The organism is Polynucleobacter sp. MG-Unter2-18 (assembly GCF_018687675.1).
Taxonomy (GTDB): Bacteria; Pseudomonadota; Gammaproteobacteria; order Burkholderiales; family Burkholderiaceae; genus Polynucleobacter.
In genome coordinates this window covers 1,289,288-1,309,726 of sequence record NZ_CP061302.1, presented here as the reverse complement: position 1 = coordinate 1,309,726, position 20,439 = coordinate 1,289,288, and the positions used below count along the sequence as shown (strand labels likewise).

General features: G+C 44.9%; 19 protein-coding genes. 17 read left to right on the top strand and 2 right to left on the bottom strand.

Annotated elements, in window-relative coordinates; genetic code table 11:
• Positions 1-16 precede the first annotated feature (16 nt).
• The 9 genes from C2759_RS06885 to C2759_RS06845 all read left to right on the top strand — a co-directional run bounded on the left by C2759_RS06885 (position 17) and on the right by C2759_RS06845 (position 7,111).
• The gene (locus C2759_RS06885; RefSeq protein ID WP_215356707.1) at positions 17-1,885 is read left to right on the top strand and encodes a radical SAM protein; all 1,869 of its coding nucleotides are present in this window, start codon (positions 17-19) and stop codon (positions 1,883-1,885) included.
• Between the two features lie 57 nt (positions 1,886-1,942).
• Positions 1,943-2,641 carry a hypothetical protein gene (locus tag C2759_RS06880; protein WP_215354115.1) on the top strand — a complete coding sequence of 233 codons (699 nt, stop codon included), beginning with the start codon at positions 1,943-1,945 and terminating at the stop codon, positions 2,639-2,641.
• The gene (locus C2759_RS06875; protein WP_215354113.1) at positions 2,617-3,345 is read left to right on the top strand and encodes a hypothetical protein; all 729 of its coding nucleotides are present in this window, start codon (positions 2,617-2,619) and stop codon (positions 3,343-3,345) included. Before C2759_RS06880 ends, C2759_RS06875 begins: the two co-directional genes overlap by 25 nt.
• Before the next feature lie 28 nt (positions 3,346-3,373).
• Positions 3,374-4,027, top strand: a complete 654-nt coding sequence (gene queE, locus C2759_RS06870; RefSeq protein ID WP_215354111.1) for a 7-carboxy-7-deazaguanine synthase — start codon at positions 3,374-3,376, stop codon at positions 4,025-4,027.
• Between the two features lie 41 nt (positions 4,028-4,068).
• Complete coding sequence (queD, locus tag C2759_RS06865) at positions 4,069-4,533, top strand: 6-carboxytetrahydropterin synthase QueD (RefSeq protein ID WP_215354110.1); 465 nt, start codon at positions 4,069-4,071, stop codon at positions 4,531-4,533.
• An 8-nt stretch (positions 4,534-4,541) separates the two neighbouring features.
• Positions 4,542-4,997, top strand: a complete 456-nt coding sequence (tadA, locus tag C2759_RS06860; protein WP_215354108.1) for a tRNA adenosine(34) deaminase TadA — start codon at positions 4,542-4,544, stop codon at positions 4,995-4,997.
• Positions 4,994-5,938 (top strand): LD-carboxypeptidase, encoded by a 945-nt coding sequence (locus C2759_RS06855; protein WP_215354106.1) that lies wholly within the window; start codon positions 4,994-4,996, stop codon positions 5,936-5,938. Before tadA ends, C2759_RS06855 begins: the two co-directional genes overlap by 4 nt.
• 10 nt (positions 5,939-5,948) lie before the next feature.
• Positions 5,949-6,590, top strand: coding sequence for a heme-binding protein (locus C2759_RS06850; RefSeq protein ID WP_251366936.1), 642 nt, complete (start codon positions 5,949-5,951; stop codon positions 6,588-6,590).
• A gap of 107 nt (positions 6,591-6,697) precedes the next feature.
• On the top strand, positions 6,698-7,111 hold the full coding sequence (locus tag C2759_RS06845; protein WP_215354104.1) for a BLUF domain-containing protein: 414 nt from the start codon (positions 6,698-6,700) through the stop codon (positions 7,109-7,111).
• 254 nt (positions 7,112-7,365) lie between these two features.
• Here C2759_RS06845 and C2759_RS06840 read toward each other — a convergent pair whose 3' ends face one another.
• A complete protein-coding gene (locus C2759_RS06840) occupies positions 7,366-9,135 on the bottom strand; it encodes an ABC transporter transmembrane domain-containing protein (RefSeq protein ID WP_215354103.1) in 1,770 nt (589 codons plus the stop codon).
• 214 nt (positions 9,136-9,349) lie between these two features.
• Between C2759_RS06840 and bchI the strand changes: the two genes are divergently transcribed.
• Positions 9,350-10,384, top strand: coding sequence for a magnesium chelatase ATPase subunit I (gene bchI, locus C2759_RS06835; protein WP_215354101.1), 1,035 nt, complete (start codon positions 9,350-9,352; stop codon positions 10,382-10,384).
• Complete coding sequence (locus C2759_RS06830; RefSeq protein WP_215354099.1) at positions 10,381-12,195, top strand: magnesium chelatase subunit D; 1,815 nt, start codon at positions 10,381-10,383, stop codon at positions 12,193-12,195. The genes bchI and C2759_RS06830 overlap by 4 nt, the downstream gene beginning before the upstream one ends.
• A 99-nt stretch (positions 12,196-12,294) precedes the next feature.
• Here the strand turns inward: C2759_RS06830 and C2759_RS06825 are convergent, their stop codons facing one another.
• The gene (locus C2759_RS06825) at positions 12,295-13,179 is read right to left on the bottom strand and encodes an alpha/beta fold hydrolase (RefSeq protein ID WP_215354098.1); all 885 of its coding nucleotides are present in this window, start codon (positions 13,177-13,179) and stop codon (positions 12,295-12,297) included.
• A gap of 141 nt (positions 13,180-13,320) precedes the next feature.
• On the opposite strand from C2759_RS06825, the gene C2759_RS06820 reads away from it, so the two are divergent.
• The 6 genes from C2759_RS06820 (at position 13,321) to bchZ (ending at position 20,439) form a co-directional block, all read left to right on the top strand.
• The gene (locus C2759_RS06820; protein ID WP_215354097.1) at positions 13,321-14,226 is read left to right on the top strand and encodes a polyprenyl synthetase family protein; all 906 of its coding nucleotides are present in this window, start codon (positions 13,321-13,323) and stop codon (positions 14,224-14,226) included.
• A gap of 20 nt (positions 14,227-14,246) precedes the next feature.
• Entirely contained in the window at positions 14,247-15,410 is a 1,164-nt protein-coding gene (locus C2759_RS06815) for a methyltransferase (protein WP_215354096.1), read from the top strand.
• A gap of 79 nt (positions 15,411-15,489) precedes the next feature.
• Positions 15,490-16,440, top strand: a complete 951-nt coding sequence (bchC, locus tag C2759_RS06810; protein WP_046330422.1) for a chlorophyll synthesis pathway protein BchC — start codon at positions 15,490-15,492, stop codon at positions 16,438-16,440.
• Positions 16,437-17,444, top strand: a complete 1,008-nt coding sequence (locus C2759_RS06805) for a chlorophyllide a reductase iron protein subunit X (protein WP_215354095.1) — start codon at positions 16,437-16,439, stop codon at positions 17,442-17,444. Before bchC ends, C2759_RS06805 begins: the two co-directional genes overlap by 4 nt.
• A 14-nt stretch (positions 17,445-17,458) precedes the next feature.
• Complete coding sequence (gene bchY, locus C2759_RS06800) at positions 17,459-18,982, top strand: chlorophyllide a reductase subunit Y (protein WP_215354094.1); 1,524 nt, start codon at positions 17,459-17,461, stop codon at positions 18,980-18,982.
• Positions 18,982-20,439 (top strand): chlorophyllide a reductase subunit Z, encoded by a 1,458-nt coding sequence (gene bchZ, locus C2759_RS06795; protein WP_215354093.1) that lies wholly within the window; start codon positions 18,982-18,984, stop codon positions 20,437-20,439. The genes bchY and bchZ overlap by 1 nt, the downstream gene beginning before the upstream one ends.

The window sequence follows — 20,439 nt, the reverse complement described above, 5'->3', positions numbered from 1 at the left end:
GAGCCTCATTCCGCCGATGACGCAGCTCAATACGCCATATCCATCAACGGCCTATCTCACTGGCTTTTTGCGTTCACGTAGATTTGAAGCCGTTCAAGAAGATTTGGCTTTAGCTTTAGTTCTCGGTTTCTTTACTCCGCAAGGTTTGCTGGAGATTCAAGACCAGGCATTGAAGCTCCCTGAAGAAAATCGCAGTGCCAGCGTTAACTTCTTTCTGGATTATTTTGCAGATTATCAAAGTACTATTGGATTGGCTATTGCATTTTTACAAGGGCGCGATAGTACGCTTGCTCACCGCATTAATAGTCGCACTTTGTTGCCGGAAGGCCCACGCTTTGCATCCTTAGATTCTTATGAAGAAGAGGAGGGTGGGGATTCATTAGCATGGGCCTTTGGTGCACTAGGCTCTCAGGATCGAGCACGTCATTTGGCTACCCTCTATCTCAATGATTTATCTGACGTTCTGCGTGATGCAGTCGATGAGCGCTTTGAATTTGTTCGCTATGCAGAATCCCTAGCAGGTAGTCAGCCCACCTTTACGCCTTTGGCGGATGCTTTGGCCGCAAGTCCCTCACTAATGGATTTGCACTTACAGGACCTAACAAGGTCTTCCATAGAAAAGCATCGACCCACTTTGGTGCTGTTATCAGTACCTTTCCCCGGAGCCATGTACGCTGCTCTACGTATTGCTCAAACCATCAAACAACATTACCCCGGCATCAAAATTGGTCTTGGTGGTGGCTACGTGAATACTGAGCTACGTGAACTCACCGATCCACGCCTATTTGATTTTGTCGATTTCATCACTCTGGATTCTGGTGAGCGACCTTTACTTGCACTCCTAGAGCATTTATATGGCAAGCGTTCTTCGGAAAGATTAGTTCGTACATTTATTAGAACCACTGGTAATGAAGTGCGTTACATCAATTGGCAAGAGCCTGATATACCTTTTGAAGAGGTAGGTACTGCTACTTGGGATGGCCTACCTCTCAATTCTTATTTATCCTTGCTAGATATGCTCAATCCTATGCATCGCCTATGGAGTGATGGGCGTTGGAATAAGCTCACTGTTGCGCATGGCTGCTATTGGAAAAAATGTAGCTTTTGCGATGTCAGTCTAGATTACATTTCTCGTTACGAAACAGCTTCAGCCAGTCTATTGGTTGATCGCATTGAAGCGATTGTTGCGGAGACTGGTCAGACAGGATTTCATTTTGTTGATGAGGCTGCGCCACCGAAGATTTTGAAGGCACTTGCTGAGGAATTAATACGTCGCAAGGTGGTGATTTCTTGGTGGGGTAATATTCGTTTTGAAAAGACGTTTACACCAGAGCTGTCCGATTTATTGGCGCAAAGTGGTTGCATTGCGATGTCTGGCGGCTTAGAAGTGGCCTCCGACAGACTTCTTGATCTGATGAAAAAAGGTGTTTCTGTAGAGCAGGTGGCCCAAGTGACCAAAGGCTTTTCAGATGCGGGCATCTTGGTGCATGCTTATCTGATGTACGGTTTCCCAACGCAAACTGTCCAAGAAACTGTCGACTCTCTTGAGTACGTTCGTCAGCTTTTTGAAAATGGCTGTATTCAGAGTGGCTTTTTTCATCGATTTACTTGTACGGTCCATTCCCCAGTAGGTCTTGATCCGGCAGCCTATGGCATCGAACTTGTCCCATTGCCACCTATTAGTTTTGCTAAGAATGATGTTGCCTTTATCGATCCCACAGGTGTAGATCACGATCATCTTGGGCTTGGCCTCAAAAAAGCGATCTACAACTTTATGCACGGCGTAGGTTTTGAGGAAGAGGCTCATCAGTGGTTTGATATGCCTGATATTCCAAAGACTTCAGTGAGGCGCAATAAAATAGCAAAAACATTGAAGCATGTATAAACTTTATTTATTGCCTTACTTCTTTATTTTTAATCTTTAATCATCTTGGGTAGGAATATGAATTTATCTCGCCGTACTTTCATCGTATCAGCTGCTCTAGCTCCCGTAGCTTGTGGAAGCCTTTCTTATGAGCATGGAATTCCAGTTGCTCAACCAAAGCCTCTACCTATTGTTCGTCCTCCGGAAGTCGGTCAAGAGTGGACCTATATTAAGAAAAACATTTTTGACGGCAAAACGCTAGATGTAATTACGGAGCGTATTGCTAATATTGGATCAACTATTGTGCTTGATCGTTCTACTGCTGATGGCGCTCGCTTACCCAGCGAAATCCAAACCTCTTGGGGAATGGTTGCTACCGATACGCAGTGGTCACGTTTGCTGAACTTCAGTCCATCTTTACCGCTTTGGCCCGAGCAACTATCCACTACCTGGGCTAAGCAATTTAATACTAAGTACAGCATCGCGGGCTACTCAGACTCGAGAATGAATTGGCAGGAATATATGACTGTTCAGGGCTGGGAAAAAATTACTGTTCCTGCTGGAGAGTTCGTGGCGCTCCGTTTTCAGACTTTGATTAATTATGAGAGTGAAGATCCAAACAAGGTTGATTGCATCCGCAAGGAAACAGTTTGGTTTGCACCTCAGATTGGTCGCTGGGTTGCGCGTGAGGCATCTGGTTCTTATCAAATTCAGGGGCAGATTGGTGGAGTGATTTTAGAAGGTAGCTATCAATGGCAATTGAGCTCTTACAAGTAAACGCCATACGGAGGCTTTTTTTATTGCTGTCGCCAGCACTGCTGGTGGCTTGCATTGCTTCACAGCCCTATCCAGCTTCAACACCTTTACCGCAGCCTATTAATCCACCAAAAGTGAGGTTGCCGCAAGTTGGTCAGCAGTGGGTCTACAACGTACGCAATGTGTTTAACCAAGAGCTAGTGGATATCGTTACGGAGAGGGTTGTGTCGGTTGGATCTCAGGTTCGGATTGAGCGCAGCGGACTGAAGACTGGACCGCTTCCGGATGAGATCCAGCAACCTTGGGGTTACATTGTTCAAGATCCCCATTGGAATCCTCCTCAACGGTTTTTACAGCCCATCCCCTTGTGGCCTGAGCAACTGGTTCCAGGATGGTCTGGGTTTTATCGCAATCGTTATCAGGTGCTTGGTTATCCAGACAATGATTACTATTGGGGCTTGAACATTACCGCAGTAGGCTGGGAGGGTGTCAGCGCTCCTGCAGGTCAATTCCCGGTCCTAAAGTATCAAAGTGAGGTGCCTTATTTCACCAGTAATGACTTCTCTCGAGTGGCTAACTATCGCCAAGAAGACGTTTGGCTTTCCCCGGAAATCGGTCGCTGGGTCATTCGGCGTAGTTCGGGTCAGTATTTATGGGCCGGTATGTTTTGGGGCAATGCCCTATGGGAAGACTACTTAGAGTGGGAGCTTGTGTCCTGGAAGTAAGCAAAGCGCTTAAAATCGTGGCATAGCTATGTATACCGTAAAAGAACTCTTTCCAACCCTTCAGGGTGAGGGCGCCCACGCTGGTCGTGCGGCTGTATTTTGCCGATTTTCTGGCTGCAACCTATGGAGCGGTCGCGAAGAAGATCGCGCCACTGCAGTTTGCCAATTTTGCGATACCGACTTTGTTGGGAGTGATGGCGCTGGTGGCGGAAAGTTTGAAACCGCCTCTCTATTGGCCGATACCATTGAAAACGTATGGAGCAGCACCTCTGCGGGACCACAACAACGCTACGTTGTCTTTACTGGTGGCGAGCCACTACTACAACTTGATACTGCCTTGATTGATGCTTTGCATGCCAAGGACTTTGCGATTGCCATTGAGACGAATGGAACAATCAAGGTGCCCAAGGGCGTTGATTGGGTATGTGTGAGCCCTAAGGCTGGGTCTGAACTCATTGTCTTGCAGGCTGATGAGATGAAGCTGGTAATACCTCAAACTGGACATACCTCTATTGAAACATTATTAGCTCGGTTTGAGAAAATGGATTATCGCAACCGTTTCTTGCAAGCCATGGATGGCCCAAATCTCCAAGATAACCTCGCATTAGCAGTCCGTCTCTGCCAGAAGCGTCCCTTATGGCGTTTGAGTGTTCAAACCCATAAGATCATTGGTATCCGATAAGAGTCTGATCAAGTAATTTTTAAGTATTTAGAAAACATAAAATGACCGCAAAGCAAGAAGCTATTTCCATCACCCGTCGACTTGAGTTTGATTCAGGTCATCGCATTCCGAATCACGATGGGCAGTGCCGTCATCTGCATGGTCATCGCTATGCAATTGAAGTCACGCTAACAGGTGTAATTGCAGATCATCCTGGCAAAGCGGATGATGGCATGGTCTTGGACTTTGGAGATATCAAGCGCCTCACCAATCAATATGTAGTGGAGCCCTGGGATCATGCTTTTCTGGTGGCTAAAGAAGACGCTGGATTAGTAGATTATTTAAATTCCATTCCCAACCACAAGACTGTGGTGATGGAGCATGTACCCACTGTTGAAAACCTAGCCAGTGCAGCCTTTAAAGTGTTGCAGCCTGTTTTTGAAAAAGCCTTTGATGGTCGTCTTAAGCTGGCATCGATTCGTCTTTATGAAACCCCCAATTGTTGGGCTGACGTTTCTCACCCATAAAAAGTAATATGCAAGCAGAGCTTGATCATCAATTTATGCAGCAGGCTTTGGATCAAGCTAAGCTAGCTGCGGCAGCTGGTGAGGTGCCTGTAGGTGCTGTATTGGTTCGAGATGGTCAAGTAATCTCAATAGGCTTTAATCGGCCGATTAGCAGTAGCGATCCTAGCGCCCATGCCGAGATGATGGCATTGCGTGCCGCAGCTCAAGACGAATCAAACTATCGTCTGCCTGGTACAACTCTTTATGTCACGCTAGAACCTTGCACTATGTGTGCTGGAGCGATGCTACATGCCAGAGTGGAGCGCGTGGTATTTGGCGCTGCTGATCCTAAAACTGGTGCCGCAGGAAGTGTGCTCAATGTATTCTCAGAAAAACAGATTAACCACCAGACTCAGGTTGAAGGTGGCATTATGAGCGAAGAGTGTGGGCAAATACTGCGCGATTTTTTTAAGGAGCGGCGTTGAAGTCAATTCATTTAATTGCTCCTTCCGGAGCAAGCTTAGATACACGCAGCCCATTAGCTGGAATCGAGTGGCTTCAGAAGCAGGGTATTGAAGTTCTCAATGCCGCTTGTATAGATCGAGTTGAGCAACGTTTTGCTGGCTCGGATGCTGAGCGTTTAGCTGAAATCAATCAACTTGCCACGCTCTCTCCCGATAGGGTTGTGGTAGCTATGCGTGGCGGGTACGGATTGCATCGCTTGCTCTCAGATATTGAATGGAGTGCTATTAGCAAAGCCATTAAGAGTGGCTTGCAAATTTGTGGACATAGCGATTTCACAGTTTTCCAGTTGGGCTTGTTAGCTAAAACTGGTGCAGTCACTCTGGCTGGACCCATGCTCAATTTTGATTTTGCTTGCCAAGGCGAGCAGGGTGTGGGCATTATCCCTAATGCATTTATGTGGGCGCATTTTCAGAATGCAATTGAAGATCGTAAATTAGATTGCACTATCCAAGCCGCGCAACCCTTTTTAAGAAAGTCTGCCTCAGGCCAAGCGTCAGGAATACTCTGGGGTGGAAACTTAACAGTGCTGGCAGGTTTGGTTGGAACGCCTTACTTGCCAAATCAGCAGCAAACTCAAGGCGGGATTTTATTTCTGGAGGATGTCAATGAACATCCTTATCGTATTGAGCGGATGCTGATGCAATTATTAGATGCAGGCATATTGGCCAATCAAAGTGCCATTCTCTTTGGTGGATTTTCGGCCTATCGTCTTTATGATAATGACCGTGGCTATGCATTGGAAACTGCCATTGAAGCGATTAATCAGCGTCTTCCTGAAAATATTCCCGTGTTAACAGGCTTACCATTTGGGCATCAAGCTGAGAAGTTGACTTTGCCGGTAGGTGCGCAAGCCCACATTCAATATGATGAATCAGGGTTTACTATTCACTCAGCCTGGTAAGTAATTAATCATGAAAATTTCCATCTCCCGATTCTCAGTATTTCTGACAAGCATATTGATTGCGAGCACTGTAATGGCAACCGAAGAACCTAAATTTTCTATTATTGAAAAATCAGAACCTTTTGAGCTTCGTGCTTATGCGCCTCAGTTAGTAGCTGAGGTCAAAGTGGAGGGCGATTTAGACGCTGCCTCTAGTCAAGGATTTCGCCTGATAGCTGCTTTCATCTTTGGGCAGAATCAAGTCAGTGAAAAAATTACTATGACTGTTCCAGTCGGAATAGAAACATCACAAAGTACCAAGATTGCGATGACTGTTCCGGTAGGTATTGAGGCTAGTAAGGATTCTGTGAAGGGTGTAAATCAATGGGTATTTTCTTTTGTAATGCCATCTGAGTACACTATGGCGACACTGCCAAAACCAATCAATCCCTTGGTGACCATTCGGGAGTTGCCTGCTCAAAAACGTGCGGCAATTACCTTTTCTGGTTTTTATAACGACGCTAAAGTCCTTGAAAAAACAAAGGCACTGGAAGAGTGGATTAAAAGTAAGCAATGGCAGGCAATCGGAAGCCCCCAATTTGCGCGCTATAACCCTCCTTGGTCTATACCTTTTATGCGCCGTAATGAAATTCTGATAACAGTCCGAGACTAATCGAAGGTATCAATCGAAGTCATTAATCGAAGGCGCATATCTATCGGGCACTTACTTTAGGGTATATTCCTACAGAATCTATCATTATTCCTCCATAGTATGGGGGAATGTCAAAACTCATTGAATTAACCTATGTAAGTGAACCCGTTCAAGGGATGTCATTTTTAGGTCTTATGCGGCTTCTTTACCACTCTTATTTGAGAAACCTCAGATTAGAAATTACTGGCGCTCTTATTTTTGAAAACAATCAATTTGGTCAAGTGATTGAGGGTCCCGAGGATGTGATTGATGCATTGTGGGAGAAAATTCAAAAAGATGATCGCCATAAAAATATTCGATTGGTAGAGAGAAAAAGTATTAGCGCCAGGAACTTTGAAAAATGGACCATGGTTTTTCAGGGCGATAAAGAATTATTTAAAGGCTTGCCCGAGGTGAGTGCTGCTATTGAGGAGGTTAATTTTCCTGTTGACCACCCCCTGCTATCAGCTTTACGGGGTGAAGGTAAGAAACTACTCAAGTAAGCAGTTTTAAGAGGTGACATTTACGCACCCTGCGCCGTTCGGTCAAATGTATTAATATCCATTAATTAATAGAATTTGTGGATATAAAAATGGAACATAAGCGCATTATTTCTATACGTGATAAATCAAGAAACATCTACCTTACAGGTATCTTGATTTTTACAGGCATTTTCTCAACGATCGCTGCTTGCGTCTGGTTCGTATCCAAACTCAATTTCTGAGTATGAAGAGTGCTCCGTAGAGCAGCCCTGATATTACATATCAGTAAATTGTAGTTTTGCCAGTTGTGAATACAGCCCTGATTGAGCTATCAGGCTTGCATGATTACCAGTCTCAATAATTCGACCATGCTCCATCACAATAATTCGATCTGCCTGTTTCACGGTAGAGAGTCTATGCGCAATCACAATCGTAGTTCTTCCGTCCATAGCAACTTCAAGAGCTTGTTGCACAAGTCTTTCTGATTCTGCATCCAAGGAACTGGTTGCCTCATCTAAAAGTAGTAATGGAGGATTTTTCAGTAGCGCCCTTGCTATTGCTATGCGCTGTTTTTGTCCACCAGATAGTCTGACTCCCCGATCCCCTAAAAACGATTCATAGCGATCTGGAAGTCTAGAAATGAATTCATCAACAGCAGCTTGCACAGCCGCCTGATGCACTTCTTCATCAGTAGCATCTTCTCTACCATAGCGAATATTTTCTAAGGCATTCTCAGAAAATATGCTGATGTCCTGTGGAACAACCCCAACTAATCTTCTCAAATCCTCTAACTTAAATTCTCTAATATCAACATCATCAAATTTGATACAACCAGACTGGGGATCATAGAAGCGTTGTATTAATTTAAAGAGCGTTGTTTTTCCAGACCCCGAAGGACCTACTAGAGCAATCTTTTCCCCTGCTTTAATCGACAGATTGATGTTAGAGAGGACGAGATTGGGATTGGATGAATAGGCAAAACTCAGATTCTCGATCTGAACATGAATGGCCTGATCTGCACTTTGAGTCCTAATATGTGGTGTTGATGGGCTCACCACCTTGGATTGAGAACTCAAAAGTTCTAGCAGTCGTTCTCCCGCACCCATCGCTCTTTGCGTATCCCCGAGAACTTCAGATAGTGCCGCTATGGCACCGGCAACAATGACCGCATAAAGAAAAAACTGAGTCAGTTGACCGCCAGATATTTCCTGATTGCTTACGGCATAGGCGCCAAGCCATAGCACCAAAATGATGCTAGTAAAACCTAAAAGGATGGCAACAAAAGTGAGTTTTCCACGTGCAGCACTACGATTTATTGATGCTAAAAATGATTTTTCAATTGATTGATTGAAGGCTTTTATTTCTTTCTCTTCATTTGCAAATGATTGCACCGTAAAGATGGCATTGATCTTTTCTCCGGCTATGGCTGACGTAAGAGCGATTTTGTCTTGAGAGTTTCTAGAAAGCTGTCGCACTTTCTTTCCCATTAAGACGATTGGAATGACCGTCAGCAAGAGGGTTAATAAAATCAGTAGGGAGAGTTGAATGCTAGTAATGAACATCATCGCCATACCACCAAGCAATAGAAATAGATTTCTTACCGCCATTGAAATGCTGGTACCCAAGAGGACTTGAATAATGGTGGTGTCATTATTGATGCGGGAGAGTATCTCTCCGCTTTGCTGAGTCTCAAAAAACTCAGGGCTTTGAGAAATGATATGGGAGTAGACTTTTTTCCGGATATCACAAGTGATTCTTTCCCCGAGCCATGACACGAGGTAATAGCGCAGGGAGCTAGCAAATGCCAATACGACTGCCGCCCCGAATAAATTTATAAAAGTACGGTTTATTTGGGCTTGGCTTGCCTCACTAAAGCCTTGATCAATGATGGTTCTAAAGCACAGTGGAATTACTAGGGTTGCCCCAGCAGCAAGTACTAAGCTGATTGCTGCTAATAAAAGCTGTCTTTTATAGGGTTTTATGAATGGCAAAAGCGTTTTTAAGGCTTTTAGCTTGTCGCTACTGTGTATTTCGTTTTCAGACATTGATGGTTTTTCTATTGATGCGCTTCAGGATATCGTTATTAGGTGGGGTGGTAAGCCCTAGAAATGAGGCTTTCAGTGGCGGGAATCAGTTCAGCGCGTTTAATTCTGATGCTAACTATCTGAAAATCCTCAAATATTGAGGGGTGTCGCACACTTTTAGTTACACTAATCTAAGTAAAATTAAAACTCAATACTAAACTGCCCTGGAACAACGATGGCCCTTAATTTTCCGTTCACAGCAATAGTCTCACAAGCTGAAATGAAGCTTGCCATCATACTCTGTACGATCGATCCTTCCATTGGTGGAGTGCTGATCTTTGGAGATCGCGGTACAGGAAAATCTACCACCATTCGCTCCTTAGCCTCCTTGCTGCCAGAGATGAAGTCGGTTGCCGCTTGCCACTATCACTGCGATCCAGACTCAAGCAATCTTTGTACAGACTGTTTGGCCAAAAAAGCGAGCGGACAAAAACTATCATCACAGCTGATTCCTGTTCCCGTTGTTGACTTGCCCTTGGGGGCGACTGAAGATAGGGTGGTTGGTGCCTTAGATATTGAAAAAGCGCTGACACAAGGAATCAAGTCATTTGAACCGGGGCTGCTGGCTAAAGCAAACCGTGGTTACCTTTACATTGATGAAGTCAATTTGCTTGAAGATCACTTGGTGGATCTCCTGATTGATGTTGCTGCTTCCGGAGAAAATATTATTGAGCGCGAGGGTTTGAGTATTCGGCACCCAGCACGATTTGTTTTGATTGGAAGCGGTAACCCTGAAGAGGGCGAGCTTCGCCCCCAAATGCTTGATCGATTTGGCTTATCAATTGAGGTGCGAACCCCTTCAGATTTTAAAGAGCGGGTATCGATCATCAAAAAGCGTGATGAATTTGAGCGCAATCCCGAGCAATTTATTGCTCAATGCCAAGAAGAAGAATTAGAGCTGAAGAAAAAAATTAGTAAGTCCAAAAAAATGCTAGATAAAGTTGAGGTTGATGACAGCCTTCTGGAGCTGGCAACCAAGCTTTGCGCACACTTGGGCACGGATGGTCTCAGAGGAGAGCTGACTGTTTTGAGAGCAGTCAGGGCCCTTGCTGCATTTGAGGGTAAGAAAAAAGCAAACTTAGAGCACTTAAAGAAAATTGCCCCTATTGCACTAGGTCATCGTCTACGCCGTAATCCCCTAGATGACAGTAGCTCCAATGTGCGCATTGAGCGCGCGATGCAAGAATTTTTTGCTGATACATCGAAGTGAATTCAGATCAAGTAGCGTGGTTTGATGCAAATATAGTTGCTGCTCTAGTAGCAATTAATCCTCGGGGACTTAAAGGCGTCTGTCTCAGAGGTCAGTTTGGCCCTGTTAGAGATTCATGGCTCAGTTATTTCTCGGATCTGTGTGCCCCGACAGCTCGCCTGCTCAAGGCGCCTGCCAACCTAGTGGCAGAGCAACTCATGGGCTCATTAGATATTGAAGTGACTCTCAATCAAGGTTCCTTAGTACTGAGTAAAGGGCTTTTAGAGAAGGCTCAAGGCAACTTCTTATTGTTATCGATGGCTGAGCGCATGGATACCCAGGTGTTGGCATTAATCTCGCAAGCATTAGATAGTAGCGATACGTATGGCGCTGAATTTGGAGTAATCGCCCTAGATGAATCCGAGGCTACTGGCGATAGCTTTAGCCCCAGGATGATGGATAGATTGGCCTTTGAAGTCTATCTCGATCAATTTTCTCTCGCGGACATAAAAGAAAATTTAGCAATTCATGCAGATGATATTCGGAGCGCAAAAAAATTATTACCTCAATTAGTTTGTAGTATTGATTTCATTGAAGTACTGACCAAATCCGCCCTGAAGATTGGCATTGGTTCTTTTAGGGCTAACCAGTTCGCAGTAGAAACTGCTAAGACATTAGCAGCATTGAGGGGGTTGCAAGAGGTGGGCCAAGATGAAGTGGTTGATGCAGCCCGCTTGGTCTATACCTATTCCAAAATATTGCATGCGCCACCAGAAGCGGAGCAGCCAAACCGAGATGATGGAGAAAACTCTCAAGATGAGGGTGACAATGATCAGCATCCAGAAAACAACCGCCCTGAAGAGGATTCAGACAACGAGCAAGAGGATGAAGATCAGCAATCCAATCCCCAGTCACCATCTCAGGAAGAGCTGGAAGATATTGTGGTTGCAGCGGCTAAAGCATCCGTCCCTATGGATTTCCTGGCTCAAGCTAAACAAGGCGCTCGCTCGACTCATGCGGCATCGCAGACTTCTGGAAAATCTGGTACGTCTCAAAATAGCTTTATCAGTGGAAGGCCAATGAGTTCACGCAAAGGGCAGCCAGGAGGTGGTCGACGCTTAGACGTTTTAAAAAGTATTCGGGCTGCGATTCCTTGGCAGCGTTTGCGTGAGAGACATGTTGGCTCACAGCAATATAGTAGTTCTGGAAAAAATAAAATTGATTTTCGGTCTGAAGATTTACATATCAAGCAGTATCTAAAAAGACGGGGAACTGTCACCATTTTCTTAGTGGATGCATCAGGATCTTCCGCGACACAGCGCCTGGCCGAGGCCAAGGGGGCTCTTGAGCAACTCCTGGCTCAGTGTTACATCCGTCGTGACGAAGTAGCGATGCTCTCGATGAGGGGCTCTAAAGCTGAGCTTATTCTGCCGCCGACGCGATCTCTTGTTAGGGCAAAGAGAAATCTAGCAACACTCCCAGGCGGCGGAGGTACGCCTCTGGCGACGGGCTTTAGAGCGGCAAATGAAATGGCTGTAGTACTCAAGAGAAAAGGCTTAACCCCCGTCATTGTTATCTTGAGTGACGGTAAAGCAAACGTCAATCTCAAGGGAGTTGGTGGTAGATCTGAGGCTCACAACGATGCCCTGATGGCTGCTAAAGAGCTAAGAGTAAAAAATCACTGCGTTTTATTTGTTGATACCTCGCCTCAGCCTGAAGTTTTAGCGCAAGAGCTTTCCCAGATGATGGCTGCGCAATATCTAGCTTTACCTTACAGCGGCTCAGGCAAGATAATTTCGCATGCTGCTATACAGCTTGCTAATGTTCAATAAGGTTTCTTTTGAGAAAGCTTGCCTAAGACTTTCTTACCCTTAAGGTAGGCATTCATAAAAAGTCCTAGACCAAGTACAAGGCTTAGACATAGTGCGACATTAGTTAGTGTGAACATGCTTTGCCTCTTCTTCTGTTAATGCACTCATAATGAATTCAAGCGCTAGTTTTTCTGATTCCTCATGGAATAAATGACCACCTTCGATCTCTATGATGCGAGGATTTACAAAGTCTTTTCTAATCACCTCACGGAGTTGCTTTATCGGAATCCAGCCGTCATCTTCTGTGACAATAAATGTCAATCGAGAACTAATTTTCTTGCACTGACTGAGTAAGCTCGGGATATCTGCTCCAGCCATGAAGCTCATAGAGCCATTGAGGTGATCAGCACTTTTGAAGAGTGTTTTATAGCGCTCTTTTTTTTCAGGTGGCAGGACTGATTTGGTTGAATCTAATAGACTATCAATCATGCTTGTCCTTGGCAGTAAGTCAGACAACACAGCCGTAAAAAATGATGAGGTCACAATCGGATTGAGAAACGGTGCTACGAACTTATTGTAAAAATTAGGCAAGCTAATGAGTGAGGGATTTAGTCCAATAATCGTCTTTGGTTGCTTATTTTTTAGTGCGTAACTTAAGGCTAGCGTTGCTCCTGCAGAGTGCCCAATAATGCTATCGAAATAATCAATCTTTAAAGCTTTCCTAAGGTCGGTAAGTGTGTCAGCCAATTGATCTAGGCTGAGCGTTTTATTGCCTAAGTTTTTTGTAAAGCCATGCCCCGGTAGATCTACTGCAACCACGGTGTAATGCTTTGAAAGCTCTGCAAAGATCGCCCCCCAGGTATGTGCTGATGATCCAGTGCCGTGAAGCAGCAGCAGGTGACTTGGTGAGGTTCCAGAAACTTGAACGTGCCAAAACAAATCCCCAACCTGAATTTCTTGGCTAAAGGCGCTATTGGGCCAATCATTTGGAACTCTTTTTATCATCCTAAGCAACTTACATTTAAAAATTAAGGGTTAACCCGAATATTTTGGTTTGACAGCTCTCCAAATAGTGTCTATATTTTTTTACATATTAAATCGTATTCTTATTTTGACAAAGTAATTTATTCCTTTAGGGGCAAGAACATGTCACCAATCAAGCATTTGGATAGAGCCTTAGAGCAAGCATTGAAGTCCCATGAGTCAGCAAAAGGGCCGGCTTTATTGAGCAAAGCTATTAGACATGCTGTATTTCCTGGGGGTGCGCGCATTAGACCGCAACTTACTCTGGCAGTGGCTCATGCCTGCGGTAACGATGATCCGCAACTATCCATGGCAAGTGCCATTGCGATTGAGATGATTCACTGTGGCTCTCTAGTGCACGATGATTTGCCCTGCTTCGATGACGCGGAAATGCGTCGAGGTCAAACCTCGGTTCATAAAGAGTTTGGAGAACGGCTTGCGGTACTAGCGGGTGATGCTCTGATTGTGATGGCATACCAGACTGTTGCTGCCGCCTCGAGAAGATCAGCGCAACGTTTAGCCCCAATTATCAAAACGATTTCTGAGGGAGTAGGGGCACCCTTCGGAATTATTGCCGGCCAATCTTGGGAGTGCGAATCGCAAGCAGTTCTCAGTGACTACCAAAGATCAAAGACGGGCGCACTGTTTGCTGCAGCAACAGCTAGCGGCGCACAAGCTGCTGGTGCTGATGCACAAACCTGGATGGGCTTGGGCGAATGGCTAGGTGAGGCCTATCAAATTGCCGACGATATTCGTGATGTGTTGGGGGATGCCCAGTTTCTTGGTAAGCCAGCAGGGCAGGATGAAGAGCATCACCGACCAAGCTCTGCAAAAGAATTAGGGCTCAATGGCGCTGTTGAACATTTTGATTCTTTAGTTGGAAAAGCAATACTTTCCATCCCTAGTTGCGCTGGTGATAAAGCATTAAAAAAATTGGTGGCATTTGAGGCGGAGAGACTCCTTCCTTCATCGTGGTTCGAGCGTGGCGAGAGACAAATTGCTATAGCTACTCAAAGACAGATTGCTTAAATTCAAATCGTTTATTCAATATGTCACCACTTGAATCATCCGCCATCAATACAGGCTTTAGCGAATATAGCCCTTGGGAAAAACTCTACATCTATCGAGATCAACTCATTGCAAATAGTCGCTTTCAAAACGCAGTTTCAAAAATTCCTTTTATCAATCGAATTGCAAAAAAAAGAGCCAATCAACTGTTTGATTTGATGGCTGGCTTTGTCTACACACAGATACTACTTGCTTGTGTTCGAATCAATTTATTTAACCTGTTAAAAAATGGACCATTAGAAATCGGGTTCATAAAAAATAACTGCGGTCTTGAGTTGAATGCATTGCAGAAGTTACTCGATGGCGCAGTATCGATTGATCTCCTAGAGCTGCGCTCTCATCAGAGATATGGTTTAGGTACACTCGGCGCCCCCATGGTTGGCAACACTGCATTGTCTGCAATGATCGAGCATCACACCGTACTGTATGAAGATCTTAAAGATCCTTTGTTGTTGTTATCGGGCGGTATTAAAAATAAAAATCTAGAAAAATTTTGGCCTTATGTTTCTGAAGATCAAAAGGAACAAGAATCTTTGTTAGATAAAGATCGTGTTAAAAATTATTCAGATTTAATGTCAGCATCACTACCACTAGTCGCCGATCAAGTAGTCGATGCATACGATTTTTCTAGGCATCAATGTCTTCTAGATGTTGGTGGTGGTCAAGGAACTTTTTTAAAACGAGTGCATCTGAATGCGCCTCAATTACAGAGAAAATTATTTGATCTGCCAGGCGTAGCGCAGCTTGCACAAGATGGTTTTTTGAAAGACCAAAAACAAAAAGATATTCAGGTATACGGCGGTGATTTTTTTAAAGATCCTCTGCCTCATGGTGCCGATTTGATTACATTGATTCGGGTAATCTTTGATCATGACGATGCGCGCGTCAAAATTCTTTTGCGTTCGGTTTTTGAAGCGCTCCCGCCCAATGGAAAGCTATTAATCGCTGAGCCGATGGCTGATACACCGGGCCACCCAGCGATGGGACGGGCTTATTTTGGTTTTTATCTATTGGCAATGGGCCGTGGTAAACCGAGAAGTATTTCCGAGATTTCGGCCTTGGCAATCGACTCAGGCTTCAAAAAAGTGGAGGTTTTACCCTCCAACATGCCAATTAATGCCCAAGTTTTACTAATTAGTCGTTAATTAGGGTAAATGCTAATGCGCATATCTTATAATGTGTATAAATTAGTTTACATACAGCAAAGTAAATAAAAATATACAAATGCCCAGTCAACTTCATTCAACAGCAGTCTTACTCGAATCTCCAGGAGAGCTTCGGTTGAAGCGTCTTTTGCTTGATGAGCCAAGGGATGAGGATGTTGTTGTGCAGATTGAGTGGAGCGGAATTAGCACTGGTACAGAAAAATTACTCTGGAATGGAACCATGCCTGATTTCCCTGGCATGGGCTATCCATTAGTGCCTGGATATGAATCTGTTGGCCGCATTACTAAAGTCGGTAAAAAATCAAAATTTAGCTTGAATCAACGGGTGTTCGTTCCTGGCGCTAAATGCTTTGGTGATGTGAAAGGATTATTTGGCGGAGCCTCTTCTCATGTTGTGGTGCCAAGCGATCGAATTATTGCCTTGCCTGAAACAATTGGTGAGGAAGGTGTATTGCTTGCACTAGCAGCTACTGCATATCACGTGACTCAGGGTAAGAAGGCTTTGCAACCAGACCTGATTGTTGGGCATGGCGTACTGGGCCGCTTGATTGCCAGAATCGCAGTGATGTTAGGTGGCCATCCCGTTGTTTGGGAAATTGATTCAGATCGTATGGGTAAGGCTGATGGTTATACCGTCGTTCATCCTAGCGAAGACCAAGAGAGCAAGTACAAAAACATTTGTGATGCTAGTGGTCAAGTGGACGTCTTAAATTCTTTAGTTGGACAGCTCTTGCCAGGCGGCGAAATTACCTTGGCTGGCTTTTATAACAAGGACATTCAATTCAACTTTCCTAAAGCTTTCATGAAAGAGGCGAGATTTCGAATTGCCGCTCAGTGGGCGCCGCAGGATTTAGCTGATGTGAAGCAAATGATCTCAAGCGGACATTTAAATCTTCAAGGATTGATTACGCATCACAGAACCCCAAGCTCAATTGGTGAGGCTTATCACACCGCATTTGAGGATCCAAACTGTCTCAAAATGATTGTTGACTGGAGAGAAGCATCATGAATGCACCAAGCGTCCCAAAAGAAATTACGATTCAATTCGCAGCATTAAAGAAAGAGGCTGCTATCGAACCTGATCAGGTTCATACCGGTGAGATCAAAAAAGAAACTCAAATCATTGCAATTTATGGCAAGGGTGGTATCGGCAAAAGTTTTACCTTAGCCAATCTGTCTTACATGATGGCGCAGCAAGGTAAAAAAGTACTACTGATTGGTTGTGATCCTAAAAGCGATACAACATCATTGCTCTTTGGTGGTAAAGCATGTCCAACCATCATCGAAACATCTTCAAAGAAAAAATTAGCTGGGGAAGAAGTCAAGATTGGCGACGTCTGCTTTAAGCGCGATGGCGTTTACGCCATGGAGTTGGGTGGGCCTGAGGTTGGCCGAGGCTGCGGTGGACGCGGAATCATTCATGGCTTTGAAACCTTAGAAAAGCTTGGCTTTCATGATTGGGGCTTTGACTATGTGCTGCTCGATTTCTTGGGTGACGTAGTTTGCGGTGGCTTTGGTCTTCCAATTGCTCGCGATATGTGCCAAAAAGTGATTGTGGTAGCAAGTAACGATTTGCAGTCTCTCTATGTAGCAAACAATGTTTGCTCTGCAGTGGAATATTTCAGGAAGTTGGGTGGCAATGTGGGTGTGGCAGGTATGGTCATCAACCGCGATGATGGTACTGGTGAGGCCACCGCCTTCGCTGAACAAGTCGGGATTCCCATCCTGTCTGTTATTCCTGCCAATGACGATATTAGAAGAAAGAGTGCTAGTTACGAAATCATCGGTCGACCAGATTCACAATGGGGTCCACTCTTTGAAGAGTTAGCTAGCAACGTTGCAGGGGCGCCACCTGTAAGACCAAAACCAATGGCTCCAGATGATTTGCTAGGATTATTTTCTGCAAGCCAAGTCGGTAGAGATGTCGTACTAGAGCCTGCAACTATTTTTGACATGGTTGGCAAAAATGAAGTGATTAAGCCAACCCTCGAAGTAATTTATGACAAAGCATAGAGACTGAGAGCCAAATGAAATCATCTAAAGTAATTCCTATTCAAAATGCATCTGCCGATGTATCGGGGATTGCTTGCCACTCTGGCGCAGAAGGATTACTGGCAGCAGCAAAAAATGCTAGTAAGGGCGAGATCTTGGGGCAGTACGCTCAAGATTACCCAAAGGGGCCTCATGACCAACCGCAGAGCATGTGTCCTGCATTTGGATCTCTGCGGGTTGGCTTAAGAATGCGTCGCACATCCACCATTCTGTCGGGTTCTGCTTGTTGCGTTTATGGCTTAACTTTTACCTCGCATTTTTATGGTGCCCGTCGCAGCGTGGGTTATGTGCCATTTAATTCGGAATCTTTAGTAACTGGTAAGTTATTTGAAGATATCCGAGAGGCTGTTTACAAAGAGGCTAACCCAGAGCTCTACGACGCCATCGTCATTATTAATTTATGCGTACCGACTGCCAGTGGTGTACCACTTCAACTACTACCAAAAGAAATTAATGGTGTTCGCATCATTGGTATCGATGTTCCTGGCTTTGGAGTTCCGACCCATGCCGAAGCAAAAGATGTTTTAGCTAGCGCTATGTTGCGCTATGCACGGAATGAAATTGAGAGTGGCCCAGTTCAAGCGCCTCGTAATGGTGTATCAGAGAAGCCAACTATCACCTTGCTTGGAGAAATGTTCCCAGTAGATCCTATCAGTATTGGGATGATGTTAGAGCCCATGGATTTAGCTGTCGGTACGGTTGTTCCCACCAGAGAATGGCGTGAACTGTATCAAGCAATGGATTCAAAAGTAGTTGCTGCCATTCATCCTTTTTATACAGCGAGTATTCGTGAGTTTCAGACTGCCGGTAGACAAATTGTCGGATCTGCACCTATCGGATATGACGGTACAGCCGACTGGCTAGATGAGATAGGTAATGCTTGTGGTGTTAGCGCTGAAAAAATTGGCAATGCAAAAACCAAGTTTTTACCGATGATCAAGGCGGCCTTAAGTGCTAAGCCTATTAAAGGTCGAATCACTGTCAGCGGTTACGAAGGCTCTGAGTTGCTGGTTGCCAGACTACTAGTGGAGAGTGGGGCAGACGTTCGCTATGTTGGAACAGCTTGTCCAAAAACTATTTGGAGTAGCAAAGACTTAGATTGGCTCGAATCCAGAGGCATACATGTCCAATATCGCGCTTCTCTTGAGCAAGACCTTGCCGCAATGAAAGAGTTTTCACCAGATTTAGTGATTGGTACTACGCCAGTGGTCCAAAAAGCAAAAGAATTGGCTATACCGTCCTTATATTTCACGAATTTAATATCTGCGCGGCCGCTGATGGGTGCTGCAGGCGCGGGTTCATTAGCCCAGGTTGTGAATGCAGCTCTAGCTAATAAAGAGCGATTCAACAACATGACTGAATTCTTTGAAGGTGTCGGTACTGAGCATACAACTGGAGTTTGGGAAGACATGCCGGTAGATCGCCCTGAATTTAAGGCCGAAGTTCGCCGTAAGCTTGAGAAAGCAATTGCCAAGCAAAAAGCGGAGGAGATGGGCTAATGTTAGTCATTGATCACGATCGCGCTGGCGGCTATTGGGGAGCCGTGTATGTTTTCACAGCTATCAAGGGGCTGCAGGTTGTCATTGATGGACCTGTCGGTTGTGAAAATTTACCAGTGACTTCAGTCTTGCATTACACCGATGCATTGCCTCCGCATGAGTTGCCGATTGTGGTTACTGGATTAGCAGAAGAGCAGCTCGGTAGAGAAGGTACAGAAGAGTCGATGAAGCGGGCCCACAAGGTGCTCGATCCCAATTTACCAGCAGTAGTAGTTACAGGCTCTATTGCTGAAATGATTGGCGGCGGTGTGACACCAGAAGGAACTGGAATTAAGCGTTTCTTACCCAGAACCATTGATGAAGATCAGTGGCAGTGCGCAAATCGTGCCATGAATTGGTTATGGACAGAGTATGGCCTCAAAAAGATTCCGCAGCGCGTCAGAGCAGAAGGCGAAAAGCCGAGAGTCAATATCATTGGCCCAGCCTATGGCAGCTTTAATTTATATAGCGACCTCGCAGAAATTCGACGTTTGGTAGAGGGCATTGGTGCAGAGGTCAATATGGTGTTCCCATTGAGCTCTCATCTGGCCGATGTTGCCAAGTTAGTCAATGCGGATGTCAATATTTGCATGTATCGCGAATATGGACGTTTATTGTGTGAGACCCTGGAGCGCCCTTATTTACAGGCGCCAATTGGTATGCAATCGACCACTGCATTCCTGCGTAAGCTGGGTGAGCTCTGTGAGATCGATGTGGAAAGTTTTATCGAAAAAGAAAAGCACACCACACTCAAACCAGCATGGGATTTATGGCGCTCTGTGACTCAAGACTTTTTTGGCACAGCTAGTTTTGCCATCGTTGCTAACGAAACCTATACCCGTGGTGTACGTAATTTCTTGGAAGATGAGATGGGTCTCCCTTGTAACTTTGCCGTCTCTAGATTGCCTGGTAATAAAACGAATAACGTCGAAGTGAGAGATTTGGTGCAGAAGAAAACACCATTAGTCATGTTTGGTAGTTATAACGAGCGGATGTACGGAAGCGAAGTGAATGCACGTTTCTCTTATATTCCCGCTTCCTTCCCTGGCGCGATTATCCGTCGACATACCGGCACTCCGTTTATGGGTTATTCCGGGGCGGTCTATCTGATTCAGGAAGTGTGTAACTCCTTATTTGATGCGCTCTTTCACATCCTGCCATTAGGTACAGAGATGGATAAGGTGGATCCAACCCCAGCAAGAATACAAGGCCAGATTGCCTCTATTCCTTGGGAAGAAGAAGCCCAAGCATTGATGAATAAATTAATTAGTAATCAACCTGTGCTGACGCAAATTTCAGCTGCAAAAAGAATTCGTGATGAAGCTGAGTTTGAGGCACGCAAACAGAATATTGAAAGAGTGACAGTCGATTGTGTTCAAAAGTCCACGCTATCCCACCTGAGTGGAGAGACAGTATGA

Excerpts from the sequence above, each read along its gene's own strand:
- C2759_RS06845 (WP_215354104.1), top strand. The coding sequence starts at position 6,698 with ATGTCAAAACTCATTGAATTAACCTATGTAAGTGAACCCGTTCAAGGG.
- C2759_RS06840 (WP_215354103.1), bottom strand. The coding sequence starts at position 9,135 with ATGTCTGAAAACGAAATACACAGTAGCGACAAGCTAAAAGCCTTAAAA.
- bchI (WP_215354101.1), top strand. The coding sequence starts at position 9,350 with ATGGCCCTTAATTTTCCGTTCACAGCAATAGTCTCACAAGCTGAAATG.
- bchY (WP_215354094.1), top strand. The coding sequence starts at position 17,459 with ATGAAATCATCTAAAGTAATTCCTATTCAAAATGCATCTGCCGATGTA.
- C2759_RS06825 (WP_215354098.1), bottom strand. The coding sequence starts at position 13,179 with ATGATAAAAAGAGTTCCAAATGATTGGCCCAATAGCGCCTTTAGCCAA.
- C2759_RS06875 (WP_215354113.1), top strand. The coding sequence starts at position 2,617 with ATGGCAATTGAGCTCTTACAAGTAAACGCCATACGGAGGCTTTTTTTA.
- C2759_RS06850 (WP_251366936.1), top strand. The coding sequence starts at position 5,949 with ATGAAAATTTCCATCTCCCGATTCTCAGTATTTCTGACAAGCATATTG.
- C2759_RS06885 (WP_215356707.1), top strand. The coding sequence starts at position 17 with ATGACGCAGCTCAATACGCCATATCCATCAACGGCCTATCTCACTGGC.
- C2759_RS06820 (WP_215354097.1), top strand. The coding sequence starts at position 13,321 with ATGTCACCAATCAAGCATTTGGATAGAGCCTTAGAGCAAGCATTGAAG.
- C2759_RS06880 (WP_215354115.1), top strand. The coding sequence starts at position 1,943 with ATGAATTTATCTCGCCGTACTTTCATCGTATCAGCTGCTCTAGCTCCC.
- bchZ (WP_215354093.1), top strand. The coding sequence starts at position 18,982 with ATGTTAGTCATTGATCACGATCGCGCTGGCGGCTATTGGGGAGCCGTG.
- C2759_RS06805 (WP_215354095.1), top strand. The coding sequence starts at position 16,437 with ATGAATGCACCAAGCGTCCCAAAAGAAATTACGATTCAATTCGCAGCA.
- bchC (WP_046330422.1), top strand. The coding sequence starts at position 15,490 with ATGCCCAGTCAACTTCATTCAACAGCAGTCTTACTCGAATCTCCAGGA.
- queE (WP_215354111.1), top strand. The coding sequence starts at position 3,374 with ATGTATACCGTAAAAGAACTCTTTCCAACCCTTCAGGGTGAGGGCGCC.
- queD (WP_215354110.1), top strand. The coding sequence starts at position 4,069 with ATGACCGCAAAGCAAGAAGCTATTTCCATCACCCGTCGACTTGAGTTT.
- C2759_RS06815 (WP_215354096.1), top strand. The coding sequence starts at position 14,247 with ATGTCACCACTTGAATCATCCGCCATCAATACAGGCTTTAGCGAATAT.
- tadA (WP_215354108.1), top strand. The coding sequence starts at position 4,542 with ATGCAAGCAGAGCTTGATCATCAATTTATGCAGCAGGCTTTGGATCAA.